This is a genomic window from Dechloromonas sp. TW-R-39-2, from assembly GCF_016864195.1.
GTDB lineage: Bacteria > Pseudomonadota > Gammaproteobacteria > Burkholderiales > Rhodocyclaceae > Azonexus.
The window spans coordinates 867,399-879,210 of record NZ_CP045202.1 but is presented as its reverse complement, the minus strand read 5'-3'; the positions used below and the strand labels follow the sequence as shown (position 1 = coordinate 879,210).

8 protein-coding genes are annotated in these 11,812 nt (G+C 64.8%); all 8 read right to left on the bottom strand.

The window, feature by feature from the left end:
* Positions 1–64: 64 nt before the first annotated feature.
* The 8 genes from GBK02_RS04275 to GBK02_RS04240 all read right to left on the bottom strand — a co-directional run bounded on the left by GBK02_RS04275 (position 65) and on the right by GBK02_RS04240 (position 11,761).
* Positions 65–1,375, bottom strand: a complete 1,311-nt coding sequence (locus tag GBK02_RS04275) for a sensor histidine kinase KdpD (protein WP_203468516.1) — start codon at positions 1,373–1,375, stop codon at positions 65–67.
* On the bottom strand, positions 1,362–2,030 hold the full coding sequence (locus tag GBK02_RS04270; protein WP_203468515.1) for a response regulator transcription factor: 669 nt from the start codon (positions 2,028–2,030) through the stop codon (positions 1,362–1,364). The genes GBK02_RS04275 and GBK02_RS04270 overlap by 14 nt, the downstream gene beginning before the upstream one ends.
* Positions 2,031–2,033: 3 nt before the next feature.
* Positions 2,034–3,329 (bottom strand): diguanylate cyclase, encoded by a 1,296-nt coding sequence (locus GBK02_RS04265; protein WP_203468514.1) that lies wholly within the window; start codon positions 3,327–3,329, stop codon positions 2,034–2,036.
* Positions 3,330–3,338: 9 nt separating this feature from the next.
* Entirely contained in the window at positions 3,339–4,106 is a 768-nt protein-coding gene (locus GBK02_RS04260) for an ABC transporter substrate-binding protein (RefSeq protein WP_203468513.1), read from the bottom strand.
* The gene (locus GBK02_RS04255) at positions 4,106–4,843 is read right to left on the bottom strand and encodes an ABC transporter substrate-binding protein (protein ID WP_203468512.1); all 738 of its coding nucleotides are present in this window, start codon (positions 4,841–4,843) and stop codon (positions 4,106–4,108) included. Before GBK02_RS04255 ends, GBK02_RS04260 begins: the two co-directional genes overlap by 1 nt.
* 120 nt (positions 4,844–4,963) lie before the next feature.
* The gene (locus GBK02_RS04250; RefSeq protein WP_203468511.1) at positions 4,964–8,377 is read right to left on the bottom strand and encodes an exodeoxyribonuclease V subunit beta; all 3,414 of its coding nucleotides are present in this window, start codon (positions 8,375–8,377) and stop codon (positions 4,964–4,966) included.
* Entirely contained in the window at positions 8,374–11,175 is a 2,802-nt protein-coding gene (locus GBK02_RS04245; protein ID WP_203468510.1) for a PD-(D/E)XK nuclease family protein, read from the bottom strand. The genes GBK02_RS04250 and GBK02_RS04245 overlap by 4 nt, the downstream gene beginning before the upstream one ends.
* Positions 11,075–11,761 carry a ComEA family DNA-binding protein gene (locus GBK02_RS04240; RefSeq protein ID WP_203468509.1) on the bottom strand — a complete coding sequence of 229 codons (687 nt, stop codon included), beginning with the start codon at positions 11,759–11,761 and terminating at the stop codon, positions 11,075–11,077. Before GBK02_RS04240 ends, GBK02_RS04245 begins: the two co-directional genes overlap by 101 nt.
* Between the last annotated feature and the right edge of the window lie 51 nt (positions 11,762–11,812).

The following is an 11,812-nucleotide window of genomic DNA, read 5'->3' as shown; positions in this document are numbered from 1 at the left end:
AACATCATGATCGGTAACCGTTGGCAAAAAGATGCCGCCACTTTAGCCGACCGGGCGTGATGTTTTAGTGAGTAGACGACAAAAAACCGGTCTGTCCGGAGACTTCAAGCGCAGCGCCGAAATCGATCGTCACTTCGCCCCCACCGTCTGCTGCATTTTGCGCCGCCACCCGCCAGCCGGTCGCCCGGCAGACATGATCGACCAGCGCCAGGCCTAGACCGTGCCCACCTTGCGCCCCCTTGTAGAAGCGTTCGAAAACGTGTGCCAGCTCGGCAGGTGCAAAGCCATCGCCGCAATCGATAATCGACAAGCGGGTGCCGTCCAGCCGGCAAACAATGCATCCATCTGCCACAGCCCGGCTGTGGCGCAGGGCGTTGTCGAACACATTGCGCAGAACCAGATCGAGCAACGATGGATCGGCCAGCACGACACATTCGGCCGGCACATCGAGGGTCAATTCAAGCGGGCTCGGCGTGGCCCGCTGCAAGGCATCCCAGACGCCCTGCACGGCTTCGTGCAGCAGCACCTTTTCCGGCAGGGCCGGCTGCGCTTCGCGGGCCAGCAGCAACAGACTGCCGGCCAGCGCAGTGACACGGTCGACGCTGCCCATCATGCGTAAAGCGCGTTTGCCGACCCCGGCCGGGAGGTCCGGCTGGCTGGCCAGCATTTCGGCATCGGTACGAATCGCGGTGAGCGGCGTGCGCAGTTCGTGCGACAGGTGTGCGGCAAAATCCCTTTCGCGCTCAAGCTGCGCTTCCTGCTGCGCCCGGTAACCGTCGACGGCATGCGCAATGGCCAGCAACTCGCGCTCCATGCCAGGTTCGACCAGGGAGCCGGGGGAGCCGTTGGCTACCCGCCGGGCAAGGTGTTCCAGGCGGACAACGACGCGCCCGGCCAGCACGTAGGTCACCAGCAAGACGAGCAAGGCGAGCAGGACGGCGGCCGTCAGGGTAATCAGGCGCAGTCCGCGCAAGCGGTTTTCATGGTCGTCCACGTCGTAGACCAGGATGAACCGGGCTTGCGGATCGTCGCGTACCGCGACATGAAACTCGCGTCCATCGAGGTAGAGCTCATGATTGCCGACCGCCAGTTGCCGGATCGGGCCGGGCAAGCTGGCAGGCAGGGCATCGCCCTTGGCAATCCGGAACAACTGCATGTCCGGCGTGTGCGGATAGGCCGCCTCCGGAGCGCTGGCCCAGACTTCCATGCTGTGTGCGATTTGCTGGGTGATCAGGCTTTCGATGAATTCCTCTTCTTTTTCCTCGAACAGGCTGAACATCGCCACCGACTGGGCCAGGATGACCAGCAAGGCCAGTGCCGCCACCGCCGCGGCCACCCGGAAACGCATGCTCGGCACCGACTCAGTGGCAAACAAGCTTGTAGCCCAATCCGTGCATATTGACGATTTCAACGGCACCGCTCGCGCCAATCGCCTTGCGTACCGTGTGCAGGATGCTGCGCAGGTTGTCGCTCGACTCCTGGGCCTGCCCCCAGACGGCGACCTCCAGTTCGCGCCGCGAAAAGACCCGGTTCGGCTGTTGCAGCAGCATCGTGACCAAACGGATCGCCTTGGGCGGCAGGCGAAGCGCCACCTGATCGATGCAGACCTCCTGCGCCGCCGGATCGAAACTCAGCCGCCCCTGCTGCAAGCGCTCACTCTCGTTACGCGGCGCACGACGACGTTGCAGGGCCAGTAAACGGGCCTCGACTTCCTTGAGGGCGAACGGCTTGATCAGATAGTCATCGGCCCCGGCATCGAAGCCGTCGAGCTTGTCGTCCAGCGTATCTCTCGCGGTCAACAGCAAAACCGGCAGCATTTCGCCGGCAGCCCGCAGGCTGCGTACCAAGTCGGCGCCATCGCCATCCGGCAGGTTGCGGTCGAGCAGGACAACATCGAGAGTCGATTCGGCGATGATGCGCCGCGCCTCGGCCAGCGAGGCGGCAAAATCGCACTGGTGGCCGCGTGCTTCCAGAAAATCGTACAGGTTCTCGGCGATCGGACGATCGTCTTCGACAATCAGCACTTGCATCAATCAGGCCCCGGATTCCGGGGTCATGGCCTCGGCCAGCACGACCTGGTTCCGGCCCAGGCGCTTGGCTTCGTAGAGTGCTGCATCGGCCCGCCGCAAGGCGTCTTCGAGCGACGATTCGCTGGCATCGGCCAGACCGATGCTGGTCGTGACGCAGACTTCGCGACCGTCCGGCAAGAGAATATCGAAGGAAGCGCAGCGCCGGCGGAAACGCTCGGACAGCACGTGTGCCTCGGCCTGCGAGCTTTCCGGGAAGACGAAGGCAAACTCCTCCCCACCGTAGCGGCAGACCAGATCGGACTGCCGGAAGCTGTCGCGCATCAGGGCCGCCAGCGCACGCAGCACGGCATCGCCAGCGGCATGCCCGTAGGTATCGTTGAGCTTCTTGAAATTATCCAGATCGGCCATGCCGACCACCACCGAACGCTGGTAGCGCTGCGCCCGGACCACTTCGGCTTCGGCCAGCGACATGAAATGACGCCGGTTGTAGAGCCCGGTCAGGCCGTCCTGGTTGGCCAGCAGTTCAAGCGAAACCCTGGCCGTTTCGTTTTCGAGCAGCGAGGCGTGCAACTCGCCGATGGCCTCTTCGACGGCCTGGATTTCGCTCATTGCCGAGGGATCGAAAACCGGCGGCGGCGAATCGACATTCAGGGTGGACAGGGTGCGGTCGATGACTTGCAGGGGGTGAATCAGATGCTGGCGCAACAGGATCAGGAAGATCAGCAGGAACAGGCCGACCAGCCCGAGCGCCGCCGCCAGTTTGTAGCGTGCCAGACGCATCGTGGCGGCCACTTCATTCAAGTCGGTATTGACCAGATTGACGCCCTGGATCGAGACATCATCGACCAGCACGCTGAGCCGGGCGGCGTAACGCCCCCACTCTTCGTAATAAGCACCGAGGATGGCCGCGTTATCGGTCGATTGGGACAGGGCGTTGCTCAGGAACATTTCGGTCTGGCGGGCCAGTTCGGCCGATTTCGGATGCTCGAGCACGCTCGGATGGCTGGCGACCAGCGCCACGACGAACATCGCACGCTGCCGGGCCTGCGGCGTGCTGGCGGCAAAGACGCGCTCGCCTTCCTGGCGCAGCTGTTCAAGATTGCGCGCCAGACGCTGGTGGCGAATGATTTCGGACACCGTCTGATCCTGCAAACGCATCGTGGCATCGAGCACGCGTTGCTGATCCAGGCCGACGAGCAGCACCATCCCGCCAAAACTGAAGACGAAAAAAACTGCCAGCAAGGCGAAGAATCGCCCGGCACGGAATCCTCTGAAACGATGATCGGGACCAAAAATCACGAACCCACCCTAATCGAGACTGAAGGGGAACGAGCGCCGCACGATGCGGTGATAGCTCCCGTCGGAACGCATGGCTGCCATGGCTTGATTGACCGCCCGGCGCAATGCTTCATTTCCCTTGGGCAAAGCGATATGCACGCTGCCCCCCAAACCCTGCTCATGCATCGGCGGACCGACGAATGCCAGTTTCTCACTGCCCTGCTCGGTCAGGTAAGCATAGACGATGAGTGTGACAAACAGACCAAAATCCGCCTCGCCTTTGCGCAACATGGCCACCCCATCGGCTTGGGAAAGCACACCTTTGACCGTCAGTTTCTGGGCTGCGGCAATACGTTCGAGGTAGGCCAACTGGCGGCTTCCCTCGACGGCAACAACCGTCGCCCCGCGCAGCGTGGCGAGCGAGAATTCTGTGCCTGCCGGCGTGGCAAAACGTCGGTAAGCCTTCGGCTTGCCGACCAGCCGGGAGGACGCCTGCCAGATGCTGTCGGAAAAGCTAACCTGTGCCTCACGCTCCGGCGTTTTCAGGTAATTGCCGAAACCCAGCTGGATGTCGCCCTGCGCGACGGCCGGCAAAATCTGCTTGAACGGCATGTTGACCGTGACACAGCTGTAGCGGATGCGACGACACAACTCCTGCGCCAGATCGAGATTGAACGTCATGATTCCCGGATGCGCACGTCCCGTCGTATCTTGCGATGGAATTGCGACGCGCAATTCGGCGGCCTGGAGCAGGCTGGCGGAACAGGCAAGGCACAACATTAAGAAGATGAAACGCATCAATTGATCCTGAAAGGCAAAAACCGGGAATTGATCCGATCATAAGCGCCATTGCGTTTGATGCGATCAAGCGCCGCATCGATTTCTTCCTTCAACTCGGCCCGCCGCGGGGAAATACCAAACGAGGCATCACCGCCCAGTTCAGGCTCGTTCATCACGGTGGTCGACAGGGCCAGGGCCGACATTTCCGGCTGCTTGACCAGGTTCAACCCGGAACTCATCGGCACGATCGCGGCATTCGCCTGCCCGGCACGCAAGGGCGCCAGCAGTTCGGCATTGCTGCGTACCGTATGGACCGCCCAGTGCCGTGCCAGGGCGAAACGCTCCTGGGCCGAACCGCTGACCACAGAGACACGGGCGGTCGCGTCTCCCGGTGCGATGCCGGGTTTGGCAAACCACAGCGAAACCGAACGGAAATAAGGTTTGGCGAAAATGATCTGGCGGCGGCGCTCCGGCGTATCGAGCAGGCTGACTGCCGCAATATCAACTTCACCGCTGGCCAGCACATCGATCGTCCGATCCAGGGTGACGACCTGCAGAAGACACTTGGTACGCATTTCTTCGCAAATGGCCTGGATGATCCCGATACTGAAACCGGTCAGTTCGCCGTGTTCGTCCCGATAGGCCATCGGCGGTGAATTTTCGAGGACGGCAACACGCAAGACTCGTTCGCTCCCCGCCAGCCCGGCCAAAGGCCAGCAGACCGTCAACAGTACGATCACGAAGAAACTGCGCATCCGGAAAAACACCGCGCCCCCTTTGGCTGGATTAACGGGCAAGTTACCACAAGGTTATCGCGGCGAACATGGCTCATTACCGGCACATTCACCAAAATAGCAAACCGGTTCCCTGCAATTTCACGCCGAATACGGAATTTCGACCAGGCAATCCTGCAGCGGGAAATAAATCGCCAGTTTCAGCGGGATAGCCTGTCCGGCGAACAGGGCTGCGTAACGCTCCAGCTGGGGTCGGAACCCCTCGGCCCGGCGCACCAGGCTGTCATTTTCTTCGTTCTCGGCCAGTCGAACCGTCTTGTAGTCGATGATCCAGCGCCAGCCGTCGGCCACGAAAATCCGGTCGATCACGTGGTTGACCGTGACAGGCCGGGCGGCGCCTGATGCAGCGGCAACAACAGCCAGGCTGCTCCACGCCTGTTCGGCGGCCGACTCAGGATGATCGCCGAGCAGCCAGCGACCGGTTTCGCTTCGCAGGGTGCGCTGCAAACCGGCCAGCACTTGCGCCACACCGCTCTCGACCTCTTCTCCGGCATGCCCCTGCTGCGCCAGCCAGCGGCGATAGGCCGGGGCCAGAGAGGCAACCCGCTCGGCCGACCAGGCCGGCAATCCCTGATCGACGATCAGCGCCAGTACCCGGTGAATCAGGGTGCCGACCGATGCTTCAAGCGACACCGTGCTGTCCGCTACATCGCTGTCGAGCGGATTGAGCGCCGGCTGGCGCACATGCGCGGTATCGTCGGCCAGCAGCGGCGGCATCTCCGGGCGGGGCAGACGCAGCAGGTCGGGGATGAAACCGGCTGGATCGAAGGTGCTGCCGGGCGCCTCGCTGGCCGGCAAGGACTGCAGGGCGGCGGCGAAGACGGGCTGCGCCACGCCGGACCAGAGCAATTTCAACAGGGTGCTGGCGGCCGGCGGCTTGAGTCCGTCGTCCGTTGCACCATCCGGCTCGGCGACGCCGAACAGGTGCAGGCTGCGAATAGCCCGGGTCGCCGCGACGTAGAGCAGGCGTTCGGTTTCGTGGGCGGCCCGCTCGCTTTCCAGCTTCTTGAGAAAATCGTAGGCTGTCGCACCTTCCCGACCGGCGCCCTTGGCCTTGATCGGCGCGACCAGCAAGTGCTCGCGGCCATCGACATCGACCACTTCGTCCCACAGCAACAGGCTGCTTTCATTGACCTTGGGCGTGCGATGCAGGCCGGGCAGGATGACGGTTTCGAATTCCAGCCCCTTCGACTTGTGGATGGTCATCATCTGCAGGCTCTCGCCCGCTTCGCTGTCGGGCGGCGCAAAAAGCTCGGCAACCTGGACGGCCAGCGTTTCCGGCGACAAGCTGCGGGCGGCGACCAGTTGATCGACCAGGCCGAAGAAGGCGGCGACATCGGCCAATGCCTCGCTGCGCTCCAGGCAGCGCGGCCCGCCCAGCATCAGCCAGACACTTTCCAGCCAGCGCCGGGGATGCTGCCGACCCTGCCCGGCAAAAGCCTCGGCCAGCACGCTGCGCACGTGGCGCAGGCGCTGCTGCCCGTCCTCCGACAAGGTCGACAGGCGAGCTTCATCGTGCATCAATTGCCAGATTGTGGACTGGGCATCGTCGGCTGCCAGCCGATGCAGGTCGGCCAGCGTCAGGCCACACCACGGCGCACGCAGCACCGCCAGCCAATGGACCCGGTCGGCCCGGTGCGACAGGGCATGGAACAGGGTCAGCAGATCCTGGATGTGCTGGCGACCGTCCAACTGTTCGATTTCGACCGCCTGGAACGGCAAGCCCGGTGCATGGCGACGGATTTCGGCGACCAGGCGGGTCAGGTGGCTGCGCGCCCGGACCAGCACGGCGATGCGCTCGCCCGGCCGTGCCTGTTGCGTCTGGCGGATCAGCGCCAGCACCTGGGCAGCTTCGACCTCATGGGGATCGACGCCGGCTTGCTCGATGACCGGATGCACGACCACCGCGCTGCCCGGCTCAGCCGGCCGAGTCGCCGCCGACTCGGCATAACGTACGGCGCCCGAGGCCGGATTGTCCTGTTGCGGAAAAATGTCGGGGAAACTGGCATTGACCCAATCGACAATGCCGGGGAAAGAGCGATTGTTGCGGAACAGGCGCAGGTGGCTCAGGCGGATGTCGCCGATACCGCTTTCGCGGACACGCAGGAAAAGCCCGACATCGGCTTTGCGGAAGCGGTAGATCGACTGCATCGGATCGCCGACGACAAACAGCGTCCGCCCGTCATCCGGCATCCAGCCGCGGGTCAATTTGCGGATCAGGCTGACCTGGCCCGGACTGGTGTCCTGGAATTCATCGACCAGCAAATGCTGGATCCGGTAATCGAGCGCCTGGGCCAGATCGGTCGGCGCTTCATCCTCGCCCAGCGCCAGACCGGCCCGGGCGGCGATCTCGATGAAATCGACTTCGCCCGATTCCTGGAAAACCAGCCACAACTGCCCGGCGGCCAGCCGGAGCAGGCGCGAGAAGCATTCCACGGTCGACCACTCGGCATCGCTCAATTCCGGCTGCGGCAAATCGGCCAGCAAACCGAGCTTTGCCTCCAGGCCGGCGACCGCCGAAAGATCGCCGAGCAACTCGACCATCGCCTCTTTTTGCGGCTTGAACGGCTTGTCGGCCGGGAAGCCGATGTTCTTGGTCAGCGACTTGCGCAAGGTGCCGCCGCCGGTCAGCAGCAAGCCGGTCAGCGCCTGCCAGCGCGGCAGGTCATCGATGGCGGCCTCAAGCGGCACCTGCCAGTCAGCAAGCGGCGCAAGCAGCTCGGGCACGTTGGCGGCGGCAAAACGGGCCAGCGGGATCAGGCGTTGTTGCCAGCCGGTATCGAGCAGTTCGGCGACGCACTGCAGATCGCGCTCGACCAGTGCGGCAAACCCGGCTTCGACCTCGGCCTTCATCGCGCCGCTCTCGATGCGCGAAGCATGATGCAGCCATTGATCGCGCCGGCTGAGCATGGCGATCAACAGCTTTTCCAGCCGACCGGCATTGTTGTCCATGAAGGCCAGCGCCGCGGCGACCACCTCGGCATCGGCGTTGCCGGCTTCGACCATTTCCAGCGTCCGGCGCACCGCCGTCGCATAGTGCGCCTCGGCCTCGCCACTGACGCCGGGCTGGGCGCCGAAGCGGCTGAGATAGGGCATTTGCCGGGCCAGGCTGGCGCACAAGGCATCGATTGTCGTGATGCGCAAACGGCCGGGGTGGCCGAGCAGCCCCCAGGCCCGCTGGCGATCGTGCTTGAGCACCGCGCTGGCCAGCTCGTAAGTCAACTGCTTGTGCGGCTGGCTGGGCCATTCACCGTTGGCCGCACGCTCCAGGCTGCCGAGAATACGGTCGCGCATTTCGGTCGCTGCCTTATTGGTGAAGGTCAGCGCCAGGACTTCTTCCGGGTTGTCGACCACCGCCAGCAGACGCAGGTAACGTTGCGTCAGCAATTCGGTCTTGCCGGCCCCGGCTGGGGCTTCGACAATGAACGAGGCCAGGGCCAGCGCCCGTTGCCGGGCGAGATCGTCTTCTTGAAGGCGGTCGACCGCGAAATTCATGGTTGTTCTCCGGCCTGCGCCTCGGCCAGCAGGCGCCGCCGCTCCGGCAAGCGCAGCAGCGGCAGGACATCGCAATATTGCAGCGCCTTTTCATCGGCCAGCATGACGCCGGCGCGCCCTTCCCTGACCTCGCGGGCGATGGCATGCAGGCGTTCGCGCCAGTGCGTGACAACGGCCACCCAATCGGGAAACTCGGCGGGATCGAAGATTTTCTGCTTGTCGTCGCCGACGCCCTGGACGCCGGGCAGGATGTCCTTTTCTTCGGCCACACCGGCAAAAGCCGGCTTGTCGAGCAGGACCTTGGCAAAGACGACGGCCGCTACTTCGTCGTTGATCAGCGCGGCATAAATCGGCAGTTGCGGTTCGGTGATGCGTTGCGCCGCCCAGTTCTTGGTATCGATACTGGCCCCGGTCTTGTAATCGATGATCACCTGTCGGCCGTCGGCCAGCCGGTCGATGCGGTCGACGATCATTTTGACCCGGATTTGCTCGATCTCGACTTCGGCCGGCTGCTCGCAGGCAAGCACCTCGAAATCAACGCCGCGCCGGGCTTCGACGGCCAGCCACAGATCGAGCAGACGAACCAGGCGCGCCGCCTCCAGTTCACGGAAACGGGCCGGCAAGGTGATGCGCCGCGCCAGTTCGAAATTTTGCAGGGCGGCGGCCACGGCATCGGCCATCGCCTGCTGTCGGCCACGCTCATCCAGCGCCGCCAGCGCCTGCGAGTTCGGCACATTCGTCCAGAAAGCTTCGAGCGCCTCATGGACCAGCGTGCCGCGGGCCGCCGGATCGAGCCCTTCGACTGGCGTTTCCATCGCCTGCGCTCCGAGCCGGAACTGGAAATAGGCCCAGGCCGGGCAAATCGCCTGCGCCCGCAAAATCCAGCTGCCGCCGGACACCTTTTCGCCCGCCGCAACCGGTGGCGCATCGGCATCGGCCAGACGGGCCAGCGTCCCGGCCTGTTGTGCCATTTGCGCCAGCAGGCTTGGCTGGACGACCGGACAGACAGCCGTGCGCGGCACCTCGGCGATCAGCGGGCTGGGCCGCAGGATGCGGTTGCCGCTGGCCTGCGAAAAAGAAAAGATGACTTCCGGCGCGGCGCTGATCAACCGGGCCTGCACACGGCGGGCAAAATCAAGCTCGACTTCGGCACTGGCGTGCGCCGCACCTGCAGCCCGCTGCATTTCAGCCGAGAGCAAGGGATTCGGCCGCGGCGCGGGCGGCCAGACATCGTCATTCATCCCCATCACCCACAGCGCATCGAAAGCCAGCCCGGCGCTCTCAAGGACACCCAGCACCTGAATCGACGGTTCGCCACGCGTTTCCGGCTGGAAGATGCGCTGCCGGCACAGCTGGGTCAGACGCCGCACCGCTTCATTCAAGGCCAGCGGGCCAAGCAATCCGTCGAGCCGGGCAAAGGCATCGAGCACTTCGCCGAACGCTCGCCGGGCCTGGAATTCATGGCTCGACAAGGCTCGGTCGCCCGGCCAGCCGGCGGCTTTCAGGCAAGCGCGGAAGGCGCCGGACCACTGGCCGGGAAGCTGCTTGCGCGCCAGACGATCGGTCGTTTCAATGAAAGCCTGCAGCGACTGAATAGTCTGCGGGCAGAGCGGCGCGGCATTGTCGGCCAGGCGCTCAGCCAGCCGGACGAGCGACGGCAGGTTGGTGAAGTACGGCAGGTCGCGGCGCATCGCCACATCGAGCCGGGCGCGGCCATCCGCTTCGGCATCGGCCGCCGACCAGCCGCCGGCCAGCAGCAAGGCACTGAGCCGTTGCTGCTCAACCTTGACCCGGCTGCTGCCGAGCGCGAGCAGATCGAGCCCGACCCGGATCAGCGGCAGATCGGCCAGCGTACGGCCGAGCGAGAAGTTGAAGCAACGCGGCACTTCGCTGGCCGCCGAGCGAATCAACGCCGGATGCAGGGCATCGTCCAGCTGAAAGGCCAGCGTGTCGCGCAGGCTGGCCAGGTCGGGGGCCACGATGCCCAGCCGGGCCGTCGGGCTGGCGGCCAGCCGGGTGCGCGCCCAGGCGGCCACGGCGGCACATTCAGCCTCGGCATCGAGACAGGGCAACGCCTCGACCTTGCTGCGGTCGACCGGCGGGAGAGCCTCGTTTTCAACAAGGACCCCGCGCTCGCGCAAGGCGGCCATCAGACTCAGCTCAAGCGGCGTGTAGCGATCAAAACCGGCGAAGACAATAGCCTCGGGCAAGGCAAAATGCCCGGCTTCGATCAGGCCGATCAGCTGCCGGTGCAACCCCGCCTGGTCGATCCAGCCGCCTGACGCGCACGCCTGCAGAAAGGTCTGGCGCCAGCCGAGAAAGAGGCGGGCCTCGTCCGACAGCTCGCCTTCGGCCGGTTCCAGTTGCCAGACACGCGCCAGGGCGTGGGCTTCGGCCGCAGATGCGGCCATGCCGGGTAAATCGAATAGCGGCGCGGCTTCGGTCAGCGATTCGCCAATCACCCGTTCCCAGAGCAGGCGTTCGGCGAAAGGGTCGAGCACCGCCGGCACATCGGCGATCCCGGCCAGCAGGGCTTCATCGGCCAGCGTCGCCAGCCACTGGCCCGGCGTCAATGCCGGGCGGGTCGGCCAGACCGACTGGCCGGCAGGTTGTTCGGCACGTCGGGTCTGAGCCAGGCGTGTCGTTGCGCAAAGCAGCAGGGAACGCGTCAAACGAACCTCGAATTCGACCAAAAACTCAGTTGACCGCAGCAGGCCGGGCCGGCTGTGCCGGACGAGCCGGTGATGCCGGTGCAGCAGGCGGATGGCTCGAACCGGCGTCGGACGATGACGGTACATGTCCAGCCGGCGCAGCCGGGGCCGCTGGACGAGCCGGCATGGCGGCACCCGGTCTGGCCGGGGCTGCGACGGTGGCGGGCTTGGCGACCGGGGGCATGGCCGGACGGGCCGGCTCGGGTTTGCCGGCAGCGGCAGACGGAGCAGGCATGGCCGGCTGCGCACGTTCAACAGCCGGTTTGGCCGGTGCCGCAGGATGGGGCAGGCCAGCCACCTGGGGCCGGGCCGGCGCACTGACCGGCGAGGCCGGACGCGCGGGTGCCGCCGGCGCAACCGGACGTTGGGCGGCCTGGGCAGGCGATGCCTCGGCCATCGCCGCCGGACCGGAGCGGCCACGCTCAGAGCCGACACTGACGTCGTTGCGCAGGGCCTTGAGCGTTGACGGACCGATGCCCGGCACATTCTGCAATTCATCGACCGAGCGGAAAGGGCCATTTTTGCGGCGATAGTCGATGATCGCCTGCGCCTTGGCCGGCCCAACGCCCTTCAGGCTGTCGAGCGCCTCCTTGTCGGCGGTATTGATATTGACCTGGGCCGATGCCCAGCTCGAACAGCACAGCCAGACGAGCATGATCAGCAGTTTTTTCACGAGTTGCTCCAGTCGCGGGGAAATGGCTGAGAGTATGCCAGCATCACCCAC

What these genes read in the sequence shown, in the direction of transcription:
- GBK02_RS04270 (WP_203468515.1), bottom strand. Translation starts at nt 2,030, where the DNA reads ATGCAAGTGCTGATTGTCGAAGACGATCGTCCGATCGCCGAGAACCTG.
- GBK02_RS04260 (WP_203468513.1), bottom strand. Translation starts at nt 4,106, where the DNA reads ATGCGTTTCATCTTCTTAATGTTGTGCCTTGCCTGTTCCGCCAGCCTG.
- GBK02_RS04255 (WP_203468512.1), bottom strand. Translation starts at nt 4,843, where the DNA reads ATGCGCAGTTTCTTCGTGATCGTACTGTTGACGGTCTGCTGGCCTTTG.
- GBK02_RS04250 (WP_203468511.1), bottom strand. Translation starts at nt 8,377, where the DNA reads ATGAATTTCGCGGTCGACCGCCTTCAAGAAGACGATCTCGCCCGGCAA.
- GBK02_RS04245 (WP_203468510.1), bottom strand. Translation starts at nt 11,175, where the DNA reads ATGTACCGTCATCGTCCGACGCCGGTTCGAGCCATCCGCCTGCTGCAC.